General features: G+C 70.5%; 24 protein-coding genes. 7 read left to right on the plus strand and 17 right to left on the minus strand.

Annotation, left to right across the window (positions count from 1 at the left end; genetic code table 11):
• Positions 1–9: 9 nt before the first annotated feature.
• Together ACIA3K_RS11960 and ACIA3K_RS11965 are read right to left on the minus strand one after the other, a co-directional pair.
• Entirely contained in the window at positions 10–1074 is a 1065-nt protein-coding gene (locus ACIA3K_RS11960; protein ID WP_396800750.1) for an LCP family protein, read from the minus strand.
• Entirely contained in the window at positions 1071–1556 is a 486-nt protein-coding gene (locus ACIA3K_RS11965; RefSeq protein ID WP_396800751.1) for a SigE family RNA polymerase sigma factor, read from the minus strand. The genes ACIA3K_RS11960 and ACIA3K_RS11965 overlap by 4 nt, the downstream gene beginning before the upstream one ends.
• Positions 1557–1737: 181 nt before the next feature.
• On the opposite strand from ACIA3K_RS11965, the gene ACIA3K_RS11970 reads away from it, so the two are divergent.
• Both ACIA3K_RS11970 and ACIA3K_RS11975 read left to right on the plus strand, forming a co-directional pair.
• Positions 1738–3291: an LPXTG cell wall anchor domain-containing protein gene (locus tag ACIA3K_RS11970; RefSeq protein ID WP_396800752.1), complete on the plus strand. Its 1554-nt coding sequence runs from the start codon at positions 1738–1740 to the stop codon at positions 3289–3291.
• Positions 3292–3412: 121 nt separating this feature from the next.
• The gene (locus ACIA3K_RS11975) at positions 3413–4234 is read left to right on the plus strand and encodes a DedA family protein (RefSeq protein WP_396800754.1); all 822 of its coding nucleotides are present in this window, start codon (positions 3413–3415) and stop codon (positions 4232–4234) included.
• Positions 4235–4405: 171 nt separating this feature from the next.
• Here ACIA3K_RS11975 and ACIA3K_RS11980 read toward each other — a convergent pair whose 3' ends face one another.
• From ACIA3K_RS11980 to ACIA3K_RS12020, 9 genes are all read right to left on the minus strand, one after another.
• The gene (locus ACIA3K_RS11980) at positions 4406–4783 is read right to left on the minus strand and encodes a helix-turn-helix transcriptional regulator (RefSeq protein ID WP_007454255.1); all 378 of its coding nucleotides are present in this window, start codon (positions 4781–4783) and stop codon (positions 4406–4408) included.
• A 57-nt stretch (positions 4784–4840) separates the two neighbouring features.
• Complete coding sequence (gene pyrE, locus ACIA3K_RS11985; RefSeq protein ID WP_355048453.1) at positions 4841–5380, minus strand: orotate phosphoribosyltransferase; 540 nt, start codon at positions 5378–5380, stop codon at positions 4841–4843.
• A gap of 168 nt (positions 5381–5548) precedes the next feature.
• Positions 5549–6358 carry an SDR family NAD(P)-dependent oxidoreductase gene (locus ACIA3K_RS11990; RefSeq protein WP_396800755.1) on the minus strand — a complete coding sequence of 270 codons (810 nt, stop codon included), beginning with the start codon at positions 6356–6358 and terminating at the stop codon, positions 5549–5551.
• Positions 6359–6367: 9 nt separating this feature from the next.
• Positions 6368–7024 (minus strand): hypothetical protein, encoded by a 657-nt coding sequence (locus ACIA3K_RS11995; protein WP_396800757.1) that lies wholly within the window; start codon positions 7022–7024, stop codon positions 6368–6370.
• 72 nt (positions 7025–7096) lie between these two features.
• Positions 7097–7936 carry a hypothetical protein gene (locus ACIA3K_RS12000; RefSeq protein ID WP_396800759.1) on the minus strand — a complete coding sequence of 280 codons (840 nt, stop codon included), beginning with the start codon at positions 7934–7936 and terminating at the stop codon, positions 7097–7099.
• A gap of 90 nt (positions 7937–8026) precedes the next feature.
• Entirely contained in the window at positions 8027–8605 is a 579-nt protein-coding gene (locus tag ACIA3K_RS12005) for a DUF4178 domain-containing protein (protein ID WP_396800761.1), read from the minus strand.
• Positions 8606–8732: 127 nt separating this feature from the next.
• Entirely contained in the window at positions 8733–9110 is a 378-nt protein-coding gene (locus ACIA3K_RS12010; RefSeq protein ID WP_396800762.1) for a hypothetical protein, read from the minus strand.
• A gap of 101 nt (positions 9111–9211) precedes the next feature.
• Positions 9212–11803, minus strand: coding sequence for an ATP-dependent chaperone ClpB (gene clpB / locus ACIA3K_RS12015; protein WP_396800764.1), 2592 nt, complete (start codon positions 11801–11803; stop codon positions 9212–9214).
• Positions 11804–11888: 85 nt separating this feature from the next.
• A complete protein-coding gene (locus tag ACIA3K_RS12020; protein WP_396800766.1) occupies positions 11889–12533 on the minus strand; it encodes a TetR/AcrR family transcriptional regulator in 645 nt (214 codons plus the stop codon).
• Positions 12534–12617: 84 nt separating this feature from the next.
• Between ACIA3K_RS12020 and ACIA3K_RS12025 the strand changes: the two genes are divergently transcribed.
• The gene (locus ACIA3K_RS12025) at positions 12618–13754 is read left to right on the plus strand and encodes an epoxide hydrolase family protein (RefSeq protein WP_396800768.1); all 1137 of its coding nucleotides are present in this window, start codon (positions 12618–12620) and stop codon (positions 13752–13754) included.
• A gap of 28 nt (positions 13755–13782) precedes the next feature.
• Here ACIA3K_RS12025 and ACIA3K_RS12030 read toward each other — a convergent pair whose 3' ends face one another.
• A complete protein-coding gene (locus ACIA3K_RS12030; protein WP_396800770.1) occupies positions 13783–14100 on the minus strand; it encodes a hypothetical protein in 318 nt (105 codons plus the stop codon).
• Positions 14101–14380: 280 nt separating this feature from the next.
• On the opposite strand from ACIA3K_RS12030, the gene ACIA3K_RS12035 reads away from it, so the two are divergent.
• The 4 genes from ACIA3K_RS12035 to ACIA3K_RS12050 all read left to right on the plus strand — a co-directional run bounded on the left by ACIA3K_RS12035 (position 14381) and on the right by ACIA3K_RS12050 (position 17093).
• Complete coding sequence (locus ACIA3K_RS12035; RefSeq protein WP_396800771.1) at positions 14381–14602, plus strand: winged helix-turn-helix domain-containing protein; 222 nt, start codon at positions 14381–14383, stop codon at positions 14600–14602.
• A 138-nt stretch (positions 14603–14740) separates the two neighbouring features.
• Complete coding sequence (locus tag ACIA3K_RS12040) at positions 14741–15241, plus strand: TrkA C-terminal domain-containing protein (RefSeq protein ID WP_355048462.1); 501 nt, start codon at positions 14741–14743, stop codon at positions 15239–15241.
• A gap of 5 nt (positions 15242–15246) precedes the next feature.
• Positions 15247–16452, plus strand: a complete 1206-nt coding sequence (locus tag ACIA3K_RS12045) for a cation:proton antiporter (protein WP_396800773.1) — start codon at positions 15247–15249, stop codon at positions 16450–16452.
• Between the two features lie 209 nt (positions 16453–16661).
• A complete protein-coding gene (locus tag ACIA3K_RS12050; RefSeq protein ID WP_355048464.1) occupies positions 16662–17093 on the plus strand; it encodes a hypothetical protein in 432 nt (143 codons plus the stop codon).
• A 167-nt stretch (positions 17094–17260) separates the two neighbouring features.
• On the opposite strand, the gene ACIA3K_RS12055 is transcribed toward ACIA3K_RS12050, so the two are convergent.
• The 5 genes from ACIA3K_RS12055 to dnaK all read right to left on the minus strand — a co-directional run bounded on the left by ACIA3K_RS12055 (position 17261) and on the right by dnaK (position 21991).
• The gene (locus ACIA3K_RS12055; RefSeq protein WP_396800774.1) at positions 17261–17443 is read right to left on the minus strand and encodes a hypothetical protein; all 183 of its coding nucleotides are present in this window, start codon (positions 17441–17443) and stop codon (positions 17261–17263) included.
• A 129-nt stretch (positions 17444–17572) separates the two neighbouring features.
• Positions 17573–18013: a heat shock protein transcriptional repressor HspR gene (locus ACIA3K_RS12060; protein ID WP_355048782.1), complete on the minus strand. Its 441-nt coding sequence runs from the start codon at positions 18011–18013 to the stop codon at positions 17573–17575.
• A 30-nt stretch (positions 18014–18043) separates the two neighbouring features.
• A complete protein-coding gene (gene dnaJ / locus ACIA3K_RS12065) occupies positions 18044–19231 on the minus strand; it encodes a molecular chaperone DnaJ (protein ID WP_396800776.1) in 1188 nt (395 codons plus the stop codon).
• 85 nt (positions 19232–19316) lie between these two features.
• Entirely contained in the window at positions 19317–20075 is a 759-nt protein-coding gene (grpE, locus tag ACIA3K_RS12070; RefSeq protein WP_396800778.1) for a nucleotide exchange factor GrpE, read from the minus strand.
• Positions 20076–20122: 47 nt separating this feature from the next.
• Positions 20123–21991, minus strand: coding sequence for a molecular chaperone DnaK (dnaK, locus tag ACIA3K_RS12075; protein WP_396800780.1), 1869 nt, complete (start codon positions 21989–21991; stop codon positions 20123–20125).
• Between the last annotated feature and the right edge of the window lie 125 nt (positions 21992–22116).

The raw sequence follows: 22116 nt of genomic DNA on the forward strand, positions 1-22116 counted from the left end.
TTCACTCAGTCACCGGGTGCGGTCGACCAGCTTTGGATGGCGGGCCGCCCAGTCGCCGAGCCGGTCCTCCCGCAGCGCCTTCAGGAGATCCGGCACGAACGTCGGGTCGGCACGCATGGAGTTGCCCCTCGCGCTCGGCCCGACGATCGGCAGGCCGATCCCGACCGGCTCGACCGATCGCAGCGTGGCGGCTAGCCGCAGCAGGTCCAGCACGGCCGCCCGGTCGGGTGACACGACGAGGTCCGGGCCGACAGTGGTCAGCAGTCTGGCGAGGCGTACCGGATCGGTGAGTACGCCCTGGTCGGTGGCCTGGCGGACGAGACCGGCGGCGAAGAGACGGGCGTTGCGGTCCCGATCCTGGCTGCCCCAGGGCAGACCGTAGCGCTGGCGGAGCAGGTCGACCGACGCGGCGCCGTCGAGGCGTTGGCACCCGGCCGGGAACACCCGCCGGGTGTGAACGGAACGCACCCGGTCGCTCAGGCAGACCGGCACACCGCCCACGGCGTCGGTCAGCGCGCTCACAGCGCGGTACGTCAGCACCAGACCGGCATCCACTCGTACCCCGGTCAGCTCGGTCACCGTGCGCCGGGTCAACTCGTACCCTTTGGTCATCTCCGGCCGGGTCGACCCGACGCCGGCCGGGAAGGCGGCGCTCAGCTTGTCGGTGCCGTGGCCCGGGATCGACACCCCCAGGTCACGTGGCAGTGACACCAGGTAGGGGCGACTACGGTCGGCCGGGATGTGCACCAACAGCACCGCGTCGGCCCGCGTCGCCGCCGGCCCGTCACCGTCGAGGCCGAGCAGCAGGATGTTCAGAGCGCCGGTTGGCACCGGCCGAGCAGATTCACCGAGCAGCTCGGCGGCCGGCGGCGGCCCCGCGCGCTCGGGAGTCAGCAGCGGGACCCCGAGCCCCAGCACCCCGAGCAGGGCCAACGCGACACCACCGGCCTGCCAGCGGCGACGCCGACGGCGACGGCGGATGGTCAGGCGGTCGATCGCCGCGCGCAGCGGGCCGGTCGGCGGGGTCAGCGGCTCGTGCCGGGCGAAGGCGGCACGCAGGTCATCCTCGATCATGAGTGAACCTCCACGTACTCGGCCCGGAGCGTCGCGAGGGCCCGGGAGATGGACGAACGGACGGTCCCGACGGCACAGCCGAGGATGTCGGCGATCTCGGCGTCGGGCAGATCCTCGTAGTAGCGCAGCACCAGGGTGGCGCGCTGCCGGCGCGGTAGCCGGGACAGCCAGGTCCAGATCTGGTCCCGGTCCACGGCGGACTGGGCGTGGTCCGCGGCCGCCGGCAGGGACTCGTCGGGCTCCCCGCGCAGCAGCACCCGACGCATCCACGAGCCGCGCTTCCAGTCGACGTACTGGTTGGTGAGCATGCGGCGCACGTACCGCTCGGGCGAGTCCGCGCGGGCGACCCGCCGCCAGTTCAGCTGGACCCGGACCATCGTCTCCTGCACCAGATCCTGCGCCTGGTGCGGATCACCGGTGAGCATCACCGCGTACCGCAGCAGCGGGGCAAGTCGCGTGTCCGCGAACTCCTCGTACGTCACTGCACCTCCCGGGGTCCTGCCTCAGATGACGGGAGCGGACGTGCGGAACATTGCGGTGGCGGTGGTCAACCTTTCGGTTCGTCCTGCTCGCCGGGCGGTGATCAGGGGCGACGCGGAACCTTAGCGGTTCCTTAAGATCCACGGGCTGCACCTGAATCCCCCTACTGGAGGAATCCCCCTCATGCTCACGCACTCCACCCGGCGTTGGCTCGCCGGGCTGGGCGTCGCAGGCGCGTTCGTCGCCGCCTCCGCCAGCCCGGCCCTCGCCGACGAGGCCCGTTTCGATATCGCCACGCATGACGTGCTCGTGGCACCGGGTCATTCCACGTCCGGCTACCTCTACGCCCGGCCGACCGATGACGAGTCCGAGCCGACGTTCGGGCAGACCTCGGTGGACGTCGACCTCTCCGCAGTCGCGGACTTCGCCATCGTGGAGCCGATGTGGGGCTGGACCTGCGACGTATCGCCGATGAAGCTGCACTGCGAGAGCGAAACCGAGGACGGCCTGCCGCCGTGGTTCGACTACATGGTCACGGCTAAGGAGGACGCGAAGCCGGGGCAGCAGGGCTCCCTGGCCGTCAGCATCACCTCCGGCGGCAAGACCGCCAAGGCGACGGCAGGCGTCACCATCGCCGAGGGCGTCGACCTGGCGGGCGATCCGACCGTCGGGGCCAGCGGCGCCCCGGGCACCACGGCGGAACTGCCGGGTGTCGTTCGTAACAACGGCGAGACCGCCATCGACGGCGCTGTTCTCGTGGTGCAGGCCCAGGAACTCGCCGCCTACGGTGGCGACCACTCGAACTGCAGGTCGGACGAGTGGGGCATGATCGCCTTCTGCGCGTTCGACACGAAGATCGAGCCGGGCAAGTCGTACAAGCTCTCGAACGGCATGCCGATCAAGGTGAGCGCGAAGGCACGCACCCGTGCCACCTTCTCATTGGCGCTGGTTTGGTGGACCCCGGACGACTGGGACCTGGCGTTCAAGGACACGCCCATGGAGGACTTCAAGCCCGGCAAGGGCGACAAGCTCCGCCTGGTCGAGCAGTCGATGCAGGCAGCACGGGTGCCGCAGACCGACGTCGACGTGTCGAACGACGTCACCATCGGGAGCGTTCGGGTAACCGGCAACACTTCGGCTGACCTCGCGGCCAAGGGCGCGACCGCAAGTGGCAAGAAGGGCGACGTGGTCACCGTCACGCCGAGCTTCACCAACCTGGGGCCGGCGGTGCTGGAGTACATCGGCCAGGGCACGCCGGACCTCGGGATGGAGGACCTGCCGGTTCGCGTGACCATCCCGGCCGGCACCACGGCGGTAGAGGTTGACCCCAACTGCGTGCCGTTCAAGCCCGGCACCGCGTGGGACCCGTGGGACGCGGCCTGGGGTGAGCCGGGCGCGAAGGAGTACGCGTGCCTGAGCCTCGAGACCTGGCCGGACGACGTGACCGCGTACGAGTTCCGACTTCGGATCGACAAGGTCACCGCGAACGCTTCGGGTGCTATCACCACCGTGCTCGCCGGTGACCCGAACAAGGGAAACAACACCGCGACGATCGTGATCAACCCCGCCTCGGGCGGTGGCGACAATGGTGGTGGCGAAGGTGGCGGTGACGGTGGCTCGCTGCCGATCACCGGTCAGTCGACCGGCCTGCTCGCCGGCCTGGGCGCGCTGCTGCTCGCCGCGGGCGTCGGCGGCTACCTGGTGGCCAAGCGCCGCCGGACCCGCTTCGTCGCCTGATCCACCCCGGCAGTACCGGTGCCCCGTCGACCACGCTGGTCGGCGGGGCACCGTCGTATCCGGCAACCGGGTGGTGAGCACCGGTCCGGCGCGGCCCGGACTGCGGGCTTCGGTACCCTTTGTGGCCGTGGACACAGCTGAGAAGACCCGCGCTCTCACGGAGAGCGTCGCCCTGAACCCGCTCGATCCCAAGGACCTCTTGCAGACCTTCGGGCTGGTCGGCGTCTGGGTGATCCTCTTCGCCGAGACCGGCCTGCTGGTGGGCTTCTTCTTCCCCGGCGACTCGCTGCTGTTTCTCGCCGGCGTGGCCGCCTCGCCGGTGGCGGACGCCATCTTCGGCGACGGCACCCGGCTCTCGCTGGTCGGTCTGCTGATCGGGGGACCGATCTGCGCGATCATCGGCGCGCAGTTGGGGCACTGGCTCGGTGCGCGGTACGGCCGACGGATGTTCGAGCGGCCCAACTCGCGGCTCTTCAAGAAGGAGTACGTGGAGAAGGCCGAGTACTACTTCCAGAAGTTCGGCCCGGCCAAGGCCGTGGTGCTGGCGCGCTTCATTCCGATCGTGCGGACGTTCCTCAACCCGGTCGCCGGGGCGCTGGGCATGCCGGCTCGGCAGTTCCTGCTGTGGAACATCGTCGGCGGGGTGCTCTGGGTGGACGGCATCCTGCTGATCGGCTACCTGCTGGCCGACCGGATCTACAAGGCGATCGGCGACAAGATCGACCACTACATCCTGCCGGTGGTCGCACTGATCGTCCTGATCTCGGTGCTGCCGATCTTCTTCGAGTTCCTTCGCGACCGGCGGGCGCGCAAGCGTGGCGAGGCGGTCGCGGTCGTCGCGGCGGCGAGCGCCGCGGGCGCCGTCGACGCGGTGCGCGAGAAGTTCGACCACGACGAGAACCCGCACGACCGTCGCGGGTACGGGCACGGTCAAGAGCGCTGACCTGAGATACGACGACGGCCGGCCCCCTGGTGCGGGGGTCGGCCGTCGGCATGTCGGACCCGGCCTCCGGCGGTGCGGCCGGGGACGAGCAGGTATCAGCTACCGGTGGCGCCACCCCTGGTTCGCCACCGGACACCGCCCCGGGTACGAGACGGTGCGCAGCGCCTTACGTCAGCGGGCCTTCTTGGTGGCCCGCTTACGCGGCGGGGTCAGCAGGTCGGCGATCGTCGCGATCGCGCTCGGGACCAGCCGGTAGTACGCCCAGACACCGCGCTTCTCCCGCTCCAGCAAGCCGGCCTCGGTGAGGATACGCAGGTGGTGACTGACCGTCGGCTGAGAGAGGCCGAGCGGCGCGGTCAGGTCACAGACGCACGCCTCGCCCTCGGGGGCCGACTGGATCAGGCTGAGCAGCCGCAACCGGGCGGGATCCGCAAGGGCCTTGAGGACCCCCGCGAGACGCTCGGCATCGGCACGTTCGATCGGCTCACCGGCAAGCGGCGAGATCTGAGGCATAGTCATTTCGGCCAACGCAGTTCCCACGTATTCCATCCTTCCACCAGCAGCATCGATCCGCCTGCATATCAGCAGATACGAATCGGCAGACTTTTACGCCACAAGGCCGAGGTCAGCCAACGTATAGGCCGCCCGGTACGGCAATCCGGCGGCTCGCACCGCGTCGCCGGCGCCTCGATCAACAATAACCGCCACGCCCACGACTTCGGCTCCGGCCTCGCGAAGAGCCTCGACGGCGGTCAACACACTTCCGCCCGTTGTGGACGTGTCCTCCACCGCCAACACCCGGCGGCCGGCCACCTCCGGTCCCTCGATCCGTCGCTGCAGACCGTGGGCCTTGCCCGCCTTTCGCACCACAAAGGCGTCCAGGGCGCGGCCGGTTCCAGCGGCGGCGTGCAGCATCGAGAGCGCGACAGGGTCCGCGCCCAGGGTGAGGCCACCGACCGCGTCGTACTCCCAGTCGGCGGTGAGGTCGAGCAGCGCCTTACCGACCAACGGAGCGGCCTGGTGATGGAGCGTGACGCGTCGCAGATCGACGTACCAGTCGGCCTCACGCCCCGATGACAACGTGACCCGTCCGTGGACCACAGCCAGGTCGGTAATGAATTTGCGCAGGTCGTCGTGGTCCCCCATGGCGATAGAGGTTACTGCGCAACTCTGAACGCCGTGTGGACGGGCCTGGCGAATCAGGGCGGTGAGACACCGATGACTGGCGATGTACGACTACGCTCAGCAACCGGCTCGGTCGCGGTGCGCCAACGACCGACGGCGGCGTCTCCGGCGCGACGACGCGCCGGGGGGTCAGCGTTCCTCGCGACCGATCCGACCGCGGGTGTCGCGGGAGACCACCTCCAGCAGCCGGCGCGGCGCGTGCCGCAGACCGGCGACGGCCACCTTGTACTTCCACGCCGGAACACTCACCAACTTGCCTTTGCGCAGGTCACGCAGGGCCTCTTCGACGACGTCCTCGGCTCGCAGCCACATCCAGTTCGGCGTCTTGGACATGTTGATGCCGGCCCGCTGGTGGAATTCGGTACGGGTGTAGCCGGGGCACAGAGCCATCACCCGGACGCCGAAAGGGCGTGCCGACTGGCCCACGGACTCACTGAAATTGGTGACCCATGCCTTGCTGGCCGAGTAGGTCGATCCGGGCATCACCGCGCCGAACCCAGCGACCGAAGAGACATTTATCACTGCCCCGTCGCGCCGTTCGGTCATCGGACGTAGCGCCGCCAGTGTCAATCGCATGACGGCGTGCACATTGAGGCGGAGCAGCCGCGCCTCGTCCTCCGCTGTGGAGCGCAGGAACGGCTTGTTCAGGCTGATGCCGGCGTTGTTGACCAGGAGGTGAACGGGGCTGTCGGACGCCAGCCGCTGTTCGACGGTGGCGCAGCCGTCATCGGTGGACAGGTCCGCCGGCAGCGTCTGGACGTCGTGACCGTGTCGGCCGCCCAGCTCCGTGGCCATCGCCGCCAGTCGATCCGCGTCCCGGGCGACCAGCACCAGGTGCCAGCCGTCGGCCGCCAGGCGCCGGGCGAACGCCGCGCCGATGCCGGCGGTGGCACCGGTGATCAGGGCCCGTCGCTCGGCGGTCGTGGATTCGAGCGTCACGGGCGGTCCTCACCTGGGCGGGTACGGGGGCGTGGCCGGCGCCTGCGGGGGTTGGTGCGACGCGGGCGGGAACGCGGACGGCGCGGTCGGTGCCGTGCGGCGGTGTCGACCGAACCAGGCGTTCGCCGCCGGCAGGGCCAGCAGCGCGGCTACCACAAGGTAACCGAGGGCCTGCCCGACGGAAAGCCCGGCATTGAGCGGAATCCACCAGGACGGGTACGCGTCCGCAATCAGGCCCAACAGCTCGGCGGTGGCCCGCTCGTCCGCCCCCAGCCGTAGCGGCGCGGCGCGTTCGCCGACGAGCACCGCCACGCTGCAACAGGCCGAGAGCAGGCCGAGCCCGCAGACCACCCAGGTGGCCACGCGTACGCCCCGTCGACCCGTCAACAGTCCGAGGGCCAGTCCGGCGAGCACGAGCGCGGCCAGCGCGGCCACCACCGCGGTCAGCGCCGCCGACGCGCGCAGCAGGGCAACCAGGCCGTCGATCTGCTGCGGGCTGGCCGAGGTGTCCCGCGCCGCGGCGCGGAACGCGTCCACCGTCCGTCCCAGCACCGCCAGGTCGACGGCGGCGTACGCGAGCGCGCCGACCGTCATCAGCAACAGCACGGCCGTGGCCACCGGGACCACGGCGGGCCGGCGGGGCGGTGCCGGTTCGGGGTACGACACGACGGATCCCTCCGGTAGGCGTCGGGTTGCAACCTACTCGGAGGGATCGTCGGCGTCGTGCCTATCCGTGGATCAACTCGTCGACGGCGGGGTCGTGCCGGGTCGGTCCGTCGGCGGCGTGTCGTCCGGGCGGTCCGAGCTGGACGGGTCGGCCGGTGGAACGGTCGGCTGCTCCGGGGCGGACGCCGGGCCGGGCGTCGACGGGTAGGCCGGCTCCCCGCTGGACGGCTGACCGGGAGTCGACGGGTAGCCGGGCTGACCGGACGCCTGCGGGTAGCCGGGCTGACCGGACGCCTGCGGGTAGGCCGGGTAGCTGGCGCCCGGGGTCGGCGGCTCCCATGCGGCGGCGGGCTTGCGGAAGAACTCGTTCGACTTCGGCAGGGCCAGCAGGATCAGTGCCGCCAGCAGCGCGAGCAGGCTGATCACGCCGAGCAGCAGGCTGACCGGGGTGACCCAGCCGGGCAGCGCCTCGTCGAGACGACGCCGGATCTCCTCGGCGCTCGGCATGTCACCGCCGGTGTTCCCACCGGTGTTGAAGCCGCCGGCCGCGCCGCTCAGCAGGCTGCCACCCGTGCAGCAGACCATGATGCCGCCGACGATCCAGGTGGTGATCCGGGCGCCGTTCTTGCCCTGGTTGTTGAACATCGCCAGCACGCCCAGCACGACCGCCAGCAGGAGCACGATGAGGGCGCTGCCCAGGCCGAACGCGTAGAAGAAGTTCGCCACCTGGTCGGCACCGTCGGCGGTGCTGCCCGCGTACGCGTCGCGGAGCACGTCCCGGGTCTTACCGATGGTGGAGAGGGTGATGATGAGACTGATCACCTGGCACGCCAGGAACAGGTAGAGCAGGTAGCTGGAAATCGTCACGGTGGAGGGCCGTTGACGGGCCGGCGTGCTCGGGGAGTCGACCACGATTCTCCTTTCCTAGAGCGGGTCCACACCGTATCGGCAACCGGCCACTGCGGCATGCCGTGACGAGAGCGGCGCGCCCGGCGAGGTCGCTCAGCGCGCGTCGTCGACGGGTCGGATCGCCAGGTCGGCCGGATCGAGCAGGTCACCGCGCGCGACCCGCCAGCCCTCTTCGCCGTACGCCTCGAAGGAGAGCCGGGCACGCCCGCCCGACTCGTAGTCGTGGTAGCGCATCGTCCCCGCCGCCGGCAGGCCGGTCTCCCCGGTGGAGGTGTAGCGCGCCTGCCCGCTCTCGGTCCAGGTGTACCGCCGCCCGCCGAGGTCGATCTGAGGAGCGCCGGGGGTGACGGTCGCGCCGGGCTCGGCGGTCCAGAGCACGAGCTCCAACTCGGGACCACCGTCACCCTCGACGGAGAGCCGGTGCGGTGTGCCGGAGGCGTCGTCGAGGAGGTGCTGCACCCACGTCCAGCCCCCCTCGACCAGTCGGATGGTGCCGCTCACGACGTACTCCCTCTGGCGGATCCGCACGCGATCACCCGGAGCCAGCCGGCGGGTCGGCGGGAGGCCGGTGGGCCGGGCCGCGGCCCGGCGCCGGGCGCGCACGACGGCCACGAGCACGACCGTCATGAGTACGACAACGGCCCCCACCAGGGACGCCAGCGACCCGTCCACCCGACCACCTCCCCAGGTACGTCGGCGCAGACGGTAACAACCTGGCGCACCGAAATGAGTCGCGTCGTGACCGAAAGCTCAGCCACCCACGACGCACCGCCGAACGCGTGGGGGTGGGCGGCGATCGTCAGGCCGCCGCGAGTCGCTGCGTGGCGTAGTCGCCGAGAGTGGAGCGACCCATGACGCAGCCGACGAAGGTGGTGAACTCGGTGGAGTCGTCGCGCAGCGACGTCCAGGTCGCCTGGGCGGCCGCCGGATCGGCTCGTTCCAGCAGCGTCGCCGCGTACGCGCGGCCGGCGGGCGAGCCCTCGGCCAGGAGGTGGTCGAGTTGCCGTCGTACCTCCTCGGGGTGCTCGTCGAGTGCCGCCTCGACACGGTGGTACGCCTCGGTCACCGGCAGCACCTCACCGGCGAACCCGACACCGCCGAAGGCCAGCGTGTCGGCGGTCATCAACTCGTCGACCGCCGACCGAAGGTCCCGCTCCCACCTACTCATCCCGAACATGCACCACTCCTTTCCCCGCCGGCCCGCCTCTCACCCTGTTGATCAAGAGGTTTGCGTCATGGGAAGACGTCCCGATGACGCAAACCTCTTGATCACGGGGCTCAGGCGGGGGTGACCGTCAGGGCGTTTCCGGCCGGGTTCAGGTCGACCTTGACCGTGTTGCCGTCCCTGATCGTTCCGCTCAGCAGGGCCTTCGCCAACTGGTCGCCGATGGCGGTCTGCACCAGGCGGCGCAGCGGTCGGGCGCCGTAGATCGGGTCGTACCCGTGCTCGGCCAGCCAGCCCCGCGCCGCCTCGGTGATCTCCAGGCCGAGTCGCCGGTCGGCCAGACGGCGTCGCATCCGGTCGAGCTGGATGTCCACGATGGAGCGCAGATCGTCCCCGCGCAACGCCGCGAACACCACGATGTCGTCGAGCCGGTTGAGGAACTCGGGCTTGAAGTGCGACCGGACCACGGCGAGGACGCCCTCGCGGCGCTGCTCCTCGGCCAGCGTCAGGTCGCTGATCACCGACGACCCGAGGTTGGAGGTGAGGATCAGGATGGCGTTGCGGAAGTCGACCGTCCGGCCCTGGCCATCGGTGAGCCGACCGTCGTCCAGCACCTGGAGCAGCACGTCGAAGACGTCCGGGTGCGCCTTCTCCACCTCGTCCAGCAGGATCACCGAGTACGGCCGGCGGCGGACGGCCTCGGTGAGCTGGCCGCCCTCCTCGTAGCCGACGTAGCCGGGTGGGGCGCCGACGAGGCGGGCGACGGTGTGCTTCTCGCCGTACTCGCTCATGTCGATGCGGACCATCGCCCGCTCGTCGTCGAAGAGGAACTCGGCGAGCGCCTTGGCCAGCTCGGTCTTGCCGACACCGGTCGGGCCGAGGAAGAGGAAGCTACCCGTCGGGCGGTCCGGGTCGGCGACACCGGCCCGGGCCCGGCGTACGGCGTCGGAGACCGCGCCGACGGCCTCGGCCTGGCCGACCACCCGGCTTCCGAGCGACTCCTCCATCCGCAGCAACTTCGCCGTCTCGCCCTCCAGCAGCCGGCCCGCCGGGATGCCCGTCCAGGAGGCGACGACCGCGGCGATGTCGTCCGAGCCGACCTCCTCCTTGAGCATCGCGCCGTCGGCCTGGAGACGGGCCAGCTCCTCCTCGGCCTGCGTCAGCTCGACCTTCAGGGCCGGGATCCGCCCGTAGCGCAGCTCGGCGGCGCGCTCCAACTCGCCGTCGCGCTCGGCCCGCTCGGCCTCGCCGCCCAGGCGCTCCAACTCCTCCTTGGCGGTGGAGAGCTTGGTGATGTGGCTCTTCTCGGTCTGCCAGCGCTCGGAGAGCACGGTGAGCTGCTCGCGCTTGTCGGCCAGTTCCTGGCGCAACCGGGCCAACCGCTCGGCGGAGGCGGCGTCGGGCTCCTTGGCCAGCGCCATTTCCTCGATCTCCAGCCGGCGCACGGCCCGCTCGATCTCGTCCACCTCGACCGGCCGGGAGTCGATCTCCATCCGGAGCCGGGACGCGGACTCGTCGACCAGGTCGATCGCCTTGTCCGGCAGGAACCGGTCGGTGATGTACCGGTCGGAGAGCGTGGCGGCGGCGACCAGCGCGGCGTCGGTGATCCGTACGCCGTGGTGCACCTCGTAGCGCTCCTTGAGCCCGCGCAGGATGCCGATCGTGTCCTCGATCGTCGGCTCGCCGACCAGCACCGGCTGGAAGCGGCGCTCCAACGCCGGGTCCTTCTCGATGTGCTCGCGGTACTCGTCAAGCGTGGTGGCGCCGACCATCCGCAGCTCACCACGGGCCAGCATCGGCTTGAGCATGTTGCCGGCGTCCATCGAGCCCTCGCCCTTGCCGGCGCCGACGACGGTGTGCAACTCGTCGAGGAACGTGATGACCTGCCCGTTGGAGTTCTTGATCTCCTCCAGGACGGACTTCAGCCGCTCCTCGAACTGGCCCCGGTACTGCGCCCCGGCGACCATCGCGCCGAGATCCAGCGAGACCAGCTTCTTGTCGCGCAGCGACTCGGGCACGTCACCGGCCACGATCCGCTGGGCGAGACCCTCGACGATGGCCGTCTTGCCGACGCCGGGCTCGCCGATCAGCACGGGGTTGTTCTTCGTACGCCGGGAGAGCACCTGGATGACCCGGCGGATCTCGGAATCCCGGCCGATGACCGGGTCGATCTTGCCATCACGGGCGCTGGCGGTGAGGTCGACGCCGTACTTGCTGAGCGCCTGGTAGGTCTGCTCGGGATCGGCTGTGGTGACCCGCCGGTCCCCGCCCCGGACGGTCGGGAAGGCCGCGATCAGCGCCTCCTCGGTGGCGCCGGCCGACTTGAGCGCCGCCGACACCGCGCCGCCCACGCGGGCCAGGCCGGCGAGCAGGTGCTCGGTGGAGGTGTACTCGTCACCCAGCGGACGGGCGATCTGCTCGGCGGCCCCGATGGCGTTGACGAACTCGCGGGCGAGGGTGGGCTCGGCGATGCTGGAGCCCCGCGCGGCCGGCAGGGCGTCGACCGCGCGCTCGGTGGCCCGGCGCAGCTCGGCGGGGTCGGCCCCGACGGCGCGCAGCAGACCGGCGGCGGTCGAGCCTTCGGTGTCGAGCAGGGACAGCAGCAGGTGCCAGGGCTCCACGGTCGCGTGGCCACGCTGGTTGGCCAGGGAGACGGCACCGGTGATGGTCTCGCGGCTCTTGGTGGTGAGTTTTTCGGTGTTCATGGGCTCCCCCGGATCGGCGTTGTCCACTGTCTTGGACGCAACCAGAGTTGAGCGTATTCCACTCAACCTTACCGTGTGACGCCCGTCACTCGCGGCGTCGCCACCGCCAGTCGAACTCCCCGGCGGCCGGCGCCGGACCGGGCAGCTCACCCGCCTCCGACACCGTCGACAGGCCACCCAGCAGCACCGCGAGCTGCCGCCGGCGCAGCTCACGGGTGCGCTCCGCGTCGGGTACGCGCACGGCCGCACACCCCTCCAACACCAGACCCAGATCCTGTACGACCACGTCGGCGCGCAGCCGCCCACTGGCGTGCGCCCGATCAACGAGCGCCGAGGCCAGCTCGCCCGCGCGCACCGCATCCCGACCCATCTCCTCGGTCGGTGTGAAGGTGCCGGCCAGGTGGACGGTGAGCGAGTGCACGTCGGCGTCGACGACCCGGGCCAGGAACCCGGCGAACGCGGCCCAGTCGTCCGGCTCGGCGAGCGCCTCCTCGGCCACCGCGATGTAGCGGCGCAGCCCGTCGTGGCAGAGCTGGCGCAGCAGGGCCTCCTTGCCCGCGTACCGCCGGTAGAGCGCGCTGATCCCGACGCCGGCGCGGTCCGCGACGGCGGCGATCGGAGCCTTCGGGTCGTCGAGGAAGACGGCGCGGGCGGCTTCGAGGATCACCTCGTCGTTGCGGGCGGCCTGGGCGCGGCGTCCCGCCAGGGGCTTCGGGGAGGTCGTCGGCATGACCTGAGACTAACACTGGAACGGATCGTTCCGGTCTGTTATCGTAATTTCAGAACGAAACATTCCGTTCCGAAGGAGCCCGAGATGACCGGCACCGCGATCCGCCCGTTCCGCGCCGAGATCCCGCATACCGCCCTCGACGATCTGGCCGCCCGCCTGGGCCGCACGATCTGGCCCGCCGAGCTGCCCGGCGTCGGCGACGGGTACGGGATGAGCGGCGACCGGGTCCGCGCGCTCGCCGACCGCTGGCGCGACGGATTCGACTGGCGAACGGTCGAGGCTCAGCTCAACGCCCACCCGCAGTTCGTGACCGAGATCGACGGCGAGCAGATCCACTTCCTGCACGTCCGGTCGTCCCGGCCGGACGCCACCGCCCTGGTGCTCACCCACGGCTGGCCGGGCTCGGTGCTCGAATACCTGGACGTCATCGGCCCGCTCACCGAGCCGAGCGACCCGACCGCGCCGGCCTTCCACGTGGTCATCCCGGCACTGCCGGGCTTCGGGTTCTCCGGCCCCACCCGCAGCGCCGGCTGGAACCGGCACCGCACGGCCCGCGCCTGGGCCGAGCTGATGAACCGCCTGGGGTACGACAGCTACGGCGCGGTCGGCAACGACGCCGGCTCGATGATCTCGCCCGAGCTGGGCCGGATCGACCGCAAGCACGTGCTCGGCGTGCACGTCACCCAGCTCTTCTCGTTCCCTTCCGGCGACCCGGCCGAGTTCGCCGACCTCTCCGAGGCGGACCAGGCTGCGCTGGGGCACCTCCAGTGGTTCTACGAGAACAAGTTCTCCTTCAACCAGGTGCACAGCCAGCAGCCGCAGACCCTGGCGTACGCGCTGGCCGACTCGCCCATCGGGCTGCTGGCCTGGAACGCGCAACTCTTCGACGAGAGCCTGGACGCCGACTTCGTCCTGGCCAACGTGGCCCTCTACTGGTTCACCGGCACGGCCGCCTCGGCGATCCGTCTCTACTGGGAGGACGCGCACACCGACGAGCAGCCGGCCGAGCCGACCACGGCGCCCACCGCGGTGGCCATGTTCCCCGGTGACTTCCAGTCCATCCGCCGCTTCGCCGATCGGGACCACGCGAACATCGTCCGTTGGACGGCCTACGGGACGGATGTCGAGGGACGTGGTGACGTCGGCGGCCACTACGCCGCCCACCAGGCGACCGACGTCCTGGTCGACGACATCCGCGACTTCTTCGCCAGCCTCCGCTGACCTCGCCCGGCCTTGATCGACTCGGCTTTCAGGAAGTCGGGCTGTCCGGACCGTCGGGACGCCGCGACTTCATGGAAGCCGAGTCGATCAAGGCTCGGCGGGGCAGGTGGGCGGTGCAGGGCGTCTCGTGGTCGGCGCGGAGCACACAGCGGCGGCCCCCGTCCAACCGCCGGTCGCAGAAGACCCAGTGCCGTACGCCCTGGTCGTCCTCCGTCGAGACGGTGATCCCGCCGAGGTCGATCCGGGCCAGGAACGCCAACGACCGACCAGCGGTCCGGCCCAGCATCTTGGCGCGGGCCAGGTCCGGTGCGGAGATCGGCAGGTGGATGACGAAGCGCCCGGTCATCGCCACCGCAATCGATGAGGCATGGCTGATGGTCCTCTCTCGCCGTGGAGCGCTGGCACGGCCGTTCGCCCGAGGGGAGCGCACGACCGTGCCAGCAACAGCGCGGACGACCCGGCCGAGGAAGCCGGTTGCCTACCAGGCGTTCCGCTCCGAGTTGCCCGCCTCGACGGCTTACAATGCTAAGCATTGCAAGGAAATCACCCAGCATGCTTAGCACGCGAAGTGTTGGCCCACCGGCCGGCGGCATGGGAGGATCTTGGGGCCTACCAGGAGTTGCCCCATGCCCCGAGTTTCGGACCGCCAACGCATCGCGCAGGACATCCGCGACAAGATCAGCTCAGGCGAATACGCGCCTGGCGACAAGTTGCCCTCGTTGCGCGAGATGACCGAGCACTACGGCGTGTCCGCCGAGCCGGTCCGCTCGGCCCTGCTGATCCTGCAGGCGGAGGGCCTGATCGAGGGACACCAGGGCAAGGGCACCTACGTCACCGCCTCGAAGTAGATCGACACGAGTTCGCTGATGTCGGGGTATCCCACTGGCCTGGATACCCCTATATCGGCGATGTCGAGTCGATCAAGGCCGCAGCCTGTCGCTCCGTCCAAGATCTGCGTTCTGTTCACTTGGCGGTAGCCTTGGCGGGTGCGAGTACGTGTCGAGCAGACCGCCTTACCCGGGATCGGGGTACGCCACGATCTGGTGACGGAGTCCGGACGCCGCCTGGGCGTCGTCTCCCACCGCAATGGCCGCCGTGATCTTGTCCTCTACGATCCCGACGATCCCGACGCCTGCCAGGCGGACATCCCGCTGACCGACGACGAGGCGGAGGCGCTGGCCGACATCCTCGGCGCGTCGCTCATGCTCGGTCAGCTCTCCGGGCTGCGCGAGCAGGCCGCCGGGCTGCTCACCGAGCAGATCGCCATCCCGGCAGGGTCGCGGTACGTCAACCGTCCGCTCGCGGACACCAAGGCGCGTACCCGCACCAGCGCCTCCATCGTGGCGGTGCTGCGCGACGGCGAGGTCATCGTCTCGCCGCTCCCCTCGTTCCGCTTCGCCGCCGGTGACGTGGTGGTCGTCGTGGGGACCCGCAGAGGTCTCGACGGTGTGTCCGCCATCCTCGCCGACAGTGACCCGGACGGCTGAGGCGGATGCACGATTTCACCACGCTGCTCATCGAAGTCGGTGCGCTCCTGCTGCTGCTCGGGCTCCTGAGCCGGCTCAGTCGTCGCTTCGGCCTCTCTCCCATCCCCCTCTACCTGCTCGCCGGGCTCGCGTTCGGGCACGGCGGGCTGCTGCCGCTGGACGCCAGCGAGGAGTTCTTCGCGGTCGGCGCCGAGATCGGCGTGATCCTCCTGCTGGTGATGCTCGGCCTGGAGTACTCGGCCAACGAGCTCGTCGGCAACCTGCGCTCGGCGGCACCCGCCGGTCTGATCGACGGGGTGCTCAACGCGCTGCCCGGCGCGGGGTTCGCCCTGCTGCTCGGCTGGGACTGGGTGGCCGCCCTCGTACTCGGCGGCATCACCTGGGTCTCCTCGTCCGGCGTGATCGCCAAGGTCCTCGCCGACCTGGGTCGGCTCGGTAACCGCGAGACTCCCGTGATCCTCTCGGTCCTCGTCATCGAGGACCTGGCGATGGCGCTCTACCTGCCGCTGGTCACCGCCGTACTGGCCGGCACCGGCCTGCTCGGCGGCGGGATCGCACTCACCGTCGCGGTGGGCACGGTGCTGATCGTGCTGGTGGTCGCCATCCGGTACGGCCATCTGATCTCGTCCGCCCTGTCGGCGAAGGACCCGGAGGCGCTGCTGCTCGGCGTACTCGGCCTGACGTTGCTGATCGCGGGCATCGCGGCGTCGCTCCAGGTGTCGGCGGCCGTCGGCGCGTTCCTGGTCGGCATCGCCCTCTCCGGCCCGGTGGCCCACCACGCCACCGAGTTGCTCTCGCCACTGCGGGACCTGTTCGCGGCCGTGTTCTTCGTTTTCTTCGGCCTGACCACCAGCCCGCAGGACATCCCGCCGGTGCTGCTGCCGGCGCTCGCGCTGGCCGTGGTCACCATGGGCACGAAGACGCTCACCGGCTACCTGGCGGCCCGTCGGGTCGGCATCGCCGAACCCGGTCGCTGGCGGGCCGGTCTGGCGCTCGTACCCCGGGGTGAGTTCTCCATCGTCATCGCCGGCCTCGCGGTCGCGGCCGGCAGCGTCGAGCCGCGGTTGGCCGCGCTCGCCGCGACGTACGTCCTCATCACCGTGGTGACCGGACCGATCCTGGCCCGGCTGCCGGACTTCCCGTGGTTCAAGCGGTGGTTGCGCAACCGGGCCCTGGCCCAGCGGCGCCAACCGGTTCCCGTCCACGACTGACGTCGACCGCCGCTGTCGTACCTCACGAGGTACGACAGCGGCGCTGGCCAGGGCACCCGAACGGCCGTTCGGGCCGGGCCGGCCAACGGTTGCCGAATTGCGCCTTACGGGTACTACCGCAGTAACCGACGGCGGGTTACCGTTTCGCCCCAGCAGCCAGGTTCCGCAGGCAGCGTTGCCACCCGCGGGCGAGAGCGGAAGGTTGGCCGGTGAGCGTGCAGGAGTCGACGTTCCACGGCTTCGCGAACCCCGTCGATCCGAGCCCGGCGGAGTTGCGAGCTTGGGCGTACCAGCCGGATTCGGTGCCGTTGGCGTCCATGCCACCCGACTGGGACCTCCTGGTCTCGGGTGACCGGCTGGTGTTGACGCTCTTCGAGCTGGCCATGGATCCGACGTGCCCGGCCCGGCGCTTCGCGCTGCACTGCCTCTACATCTACGCCGCCGACGGCATCCGGACGAACTTCCGGGCCCATCCCAAGCGCCGTTTCCGCAAACTCGTGGAGCAGGCCGAGCGCGACGGCGACGAGCTGATGAGGATCTGGGCGCACAACGGCCGCGTACTGCTGGCGAGGCCGGACCTCTTCGTCTACCGCGACTGGTGCGAGGGCGGCCTGGTCCGCGAAAACCGCCGCCTCGGCTGAGCCCTCGCCCCTGTTTGCGCCGATCTTGCACTTTCTGCGCCGACTTACTGCGCGAACCGGGAAATTTCACCATGCGAAAGTGCAAGATCGACGCGGGATAAGGACGCTCCAGCACGACGAACGGGCCGGGACCCCCCGTGGGTCCCGGCCCGTACGTTGGTCGCCGGTCAGTCGCGCTTGCGGTCTGTTTCTGGTCGGGTCGGCTCGCCCTGCTCGGCGAACCGTCCCTCCTTGATCCGGTCGCGGAACGTTCCCTCGGTGACCTTGTCGAACTTCTCGCGGACGGTGTCGGCCAGGCCCTCCAACCGCTCCTCCGTCTGCTGAGCGACTTTCTTCGCGGGCTCCGCCATCGCTCCCCCTCGCCATGCCGGTAGGCCCGAATTGAGCCGTTTGGACCCCGTATCGACAGGTTAACGGAAGCGGCCCGGTCCGCGCCGGGAAATCGGAGTGCGGGCCGGGCCGAGGAAGCGGTACGTGGGTCAGCGGTCGGTATTGCGGCGGGGACGCCAGACCACCAACGCGGTGGACGTGCGGTTGGTCGGCACCAGATCCCGACCCGGGAAACGCGCCAGCGACTCCAGCTCGGCCACCCGGCGGTAGGCGGCGTCCAACTCCGCCTCCAACCGCGCGACCCGCTGCTGCGCCTGCTCCAGCAGCCGCTCCAAGCCGATGATCCGCTTGACGCCGGCGAGGTTGATCCCGTCGTCCTGACTGAGCCGCTGCACCTCGCGCAGCAGCACCACGTCCCGGACGCTGTAGCGACGACCACCGCCAGCCGCCCGGCCAGGCTGCACCAGCCCCAGCCGGTCGTACTGGCGCAGAGTCTGCGGGTGCATCCCCGCCATCCGCGCCGCCACCGAGATCATGAGCACCTTGGCCTCGTAGGCAGGGTCACCCGAACCGAGGAACTCGCCCGACATCCCGCTCACCTCCGCGTCCATCCCACCGGACTATCCGACCCGACGCACTCGCGCGTCGAGATGTTCCCGCGCCGCCGGAGGACTCTGCTCGGCGAACGCCTCCAGCGCGGCCCGCGCCTCGTCCGTCAGCCGGGCGGGCACGACCACGTCCAGGGTGACCAGCAGATCGCCGGCCTGCCCGTCGCGGCGGACCACGCCCTTGCCCCGGGCCCGCAGCACACGCCCGCTGGGCGTGCCCGGCGGCACCCGCAGCGTCACCGCGCCGTCGAGCGTGGGCACCCGCAGGTCCGTGCCGAGCACGGCCTCCGGGAAGGTCACCGGCACCGTCAACGTCAGGTCGTCTCCGGTACGCCCGAACAGCTCGTCCGGTCGAACCTTGACGTGCACGAACAGGTCGCCGGCCGGGCCACCACGCTCACCCGGCTCACCGCGCCCGGCCAGCCGGATGCGCTGGCCGTCGGAAACCCCGGCCGGGAAGCGCACGTTCATCGTGCGGGTCTTGGTGACCCCGCCGCTGCCGTGGCACTCCGGGCACTTCTCCTCCACCACGGTCCCGACGCCCTGGCAGTTGCCGCACGGCTCGGAGAAGCTGAACGACCCCTGGTTGCGGGTCGTCACCCCGGCCCCGTGGCAGACCGGGCAGGTACGCGGTTGGGTGCCGGGCTTGGCGCCATTGCCGTGGCAGGTGTCGCAGACACCGGGGGCGCGCAACGTCAGCGGCAGGGTCACCCCGCGCACCGCGTCGCCGAAGTCGAGCGCCACCTCGGTCTCGACGTCCCGGCCACGGGCCGGACCACGCGCCGCGGCCTGTCCACCGGCCTGCCCGCCCGAGAAGATCGAGCTGAACAGGTCCTGGAAACCGGCGCCACCACCGAAACGGCGATCGCCGCCGCCCGCTCCGCCGCCGAACAGGTCGGAAACGTCGAACGGCATCCCGCCCGGCTGGCCGCCGGCGCGGGCGTTGCGCCGGAACGCGCCCGAACCGAACAGCGACCGCATCTCGTCGTACTCCCGGCGACGGCCGGTGTCCGACAGCACGTTGTACGCCTCGGAGACGGCCTTGAACCGCTCCTCGGCCTTCGGGTCGCCCGGATTGTGATCCGGGTGCGATTCCCGGGCCAGCTTGCGATACGTCTTCTTGATGTCATCCGCGGAGGCGGCCTTGTCCACGCCGAGCACGGCGTAGAAGTCCTTCTCGAGCCAGTCCTTCGAACTCACCGGTCCACCCCCTTCCGACCGTCGTGGCCCGGCCGTCCCGCCCACCGCAGCGCGGGGGACGGGACGGCCCGGTCACCGTCTCGCACTATTCCGGATCCGCGACCGCGACCAGCGCGGGGCGCAGCAGCCGCTCACCGAGCTGGTAGCCGCGCCGCATGACCTGCACGCAGGTCGGCTCGCCGACCTCGGCCGAGGTCTGGTGCGCGACGGCCTCGTGCCGGGTCGGGTCGAACGGGTCGCCCTGCTCGCCGAAGGCGGTCAGGCCGAACTTGCCCAGCGCGGCGGTGAGCTGATCCGCCACCGTTCCGAACGGTCCGACCAGGTCGCCGTGTTCCCGTGCCCGGTCCAGGTCGTCGAGGATCGGCAGCAGCGCGGCCAGCACCGAGCCGGTCGCCTGCTCCTGCACCAGGGCACGGTCGCGGTCGACCCGCTTGCGGTAGTTGGCGTACTCCGCCGACACCCGCTGCAGGTCCCTGGTCCGCTCGTCGAGGTCGGCGCGGAGCGCCTCCAGCTCGGCGCCGAGCGTGGTCCCCGTGCCGCCGCCGTCCACCGGCTGTGCCGGGGCGTCCACCACCGGCGGACCGGAGGGTTCCGGCCCGTCGGTGGCATTGACCTCGACCTCGATCTCGTCGACCACGACCTCGGCGTCCTCGACCAGACCCTCGGCCGGCACCCCGGTCTCCGCGTCGGCGGCGGTGCCCTCCGGCTCCGTCGCGTCACTGAGCTTGCGGTTGTTGCGGATGACGACCCGCTCCTCGGCGCCGGTGGTCGACTCCGTGGGCGCGGAGCCACCCGGCGTCGACCCGGTGTCGTCCGAGTCGGCGGCTCGTGGCTTCTGCGTCATGGGGCTACCTCATCCCTTCGCCGTGGATACGTGTCGGAGGTGGGCAGTCACTTCTTGCCGTCCTCGTCCACGATCTCCGCGTCGACCACGTCGTCCGCACCGCCGGTCTGGGCGCCACCCGTGGCACCGGTCGCGCCGGTCGCACCCGGGCCGGCCTCGCCACCGGGCTGGCCCTGCTCGGCCTGCTGGGCGTAGAGCAGCGAACCCGCCTGCTGGGAGACCTGCGCCAGCTTCTCGTGCGCCGACTTGATCTTCTCGATGTCCTGGCCGCCCAGGGCGCCCCGCAGCTCGCCGAGCGCCTCGTTGAGCTGCTCCCGGTTCTCACCGGGCAGCTTGTCGCCGCTCTCCGCGAGGAACTTCTCGGTCTGCCACTGCAGCGCCTCGGCCACGTTGCGGGTCTCGGCGTCGTCGCGGCGACGCTTGTCCTCCTCCGCGTGCTCCTCGGCGTCCCGGCGCATGCGCTCGATGTCGTCCTTCGGCAGCGAGGAGCCGCCGGTGATCGTCATCTTCTGTTCCTTGCCGGTGCCCAGGTCCTTGGCGTGCACGTTGACGATGCCGTTGGCGTCGATGTCGAAGGCGACCTCGATCTGCGGCACGCCGCGCGGCGCCGGCGGGAGGCCGGTCAGCTCGAAGGTGCCGAGCTTCTTGTTGTACGCCGCGATCTCCCGCTCGCCCTGGAACACCTGGATCAGCACCGACGGCTGGTTGTCGTCGGCGGTGGTGAACACCTCGGAGCGCTTGGTCGGGATGGTGGTGTTGCGCTCGATGAGCTTGGTGAAGATGCCGCCCTTGGTCTCGATGCCCAGGCTCAGCGGGGTCACGTCGAGCAGCAGGACGTCCTTGACCTCGCCCTTGAGCACACCGGCCTGCAGGGCGGCGCCGACGGCGACGACCTCGTCCGGGTTGACGCCCTTGTTGGGGTCGCGGCCGGTGAGCTGCTTGACCAGGTCGGTCACGGCGGGCATCCGGGTCGAACCACCGACGAGGATGACGTGCTCGACGTCCGAGATCTTGATCCCGGCGTCCTTCACGGCCTGCTCGAACGGGCCCTTGCAGCGGTCCAGCAGATCCTGCGTCATCCGCTGGAACTCGGCGCGGCTGAGCGTCACGTCGAGGTGCAGCGGGCCGGCGGACCCGGCGGTGATGTACGGCAGGTTGATGTTGGTGGTGGTGGCGGCGGACAGCTCGATCTTGGCCTTCTCGGCGGCCTCACGGAGGCGCTGGAGGGCCATCTTGTCCTGACCGAGGTCGATGCCGTGCTCACCGCGGAACGTCTTGACCAGGTGGTCGATGATCCGCTGGTCCCAGTCGTCGCCACCGAGGTGGTTGTCACCGCTGGTCGACTTGACCTCGATGACGCCCTCGGCCAGCTCCAGCAGCGACACGTCGAAGGTGCCGCCACCGAGGTCGAAGACCAGGACGGTCTGCTCCTTGGAGCCCTTGTCCAGCCCGTACGCCAGGGCGGCCGCGGTCGGCTCGTTGACGATCCGCAGCACGTTGAAGCCGGCGATCTCACCGGCCTCCTTGGTGGCCTGCCGCTGGCTGTCGTTGAAGTAGGCCGGGACGGTGATCACCGCGTCGGTGATCTGCTCGCCCAGGTACGCCTCGGCGTCCCGCTTGAGCTTCATCAGGGTCCGGGCCGAGATCTCCTGCGGGGTGTACTTCTTGCCGTCGATGTCGACGGACCAGTTCGTGCCGACCTCACGCTTGACCGAACGGATCGTCCGGTCCGGGTTGGTCACCGCCTGGCGCTTCGCGACCTCGCCGACGAGCACCTCGCCGTTGCGGGCGAACGCGACGATCGACGGGGTCGTCCGCGAGCCCTCAGCGTTGGCGATGACGGTGGGCTCACCGCCCTCGAGAACGCTGACGCAGGAGTTCGTCGTGCCGAGGTCGATACCGACCGCACGTGCCATCTTCGCTTCCTCGCTTCGTAAGGTTGTGCAGGTGACGGGCACCGCCCGCGACTGCTCGGCGGGCGCCGCCCGCAGCGGGCCCCACCACAAGTTGAGTGAACTTGACTCAATAGTGCCACGCGCCC

Origin of the sequence: Micromonospora sp. NPDC051543 (genome assembly GCF_044454415.1) — a bacterium.
Lineage (GTDB): Bacteria > Actinomycetota > Actinomycetes > Mycobacteriales > Micromonosporaceae > Micromonospora.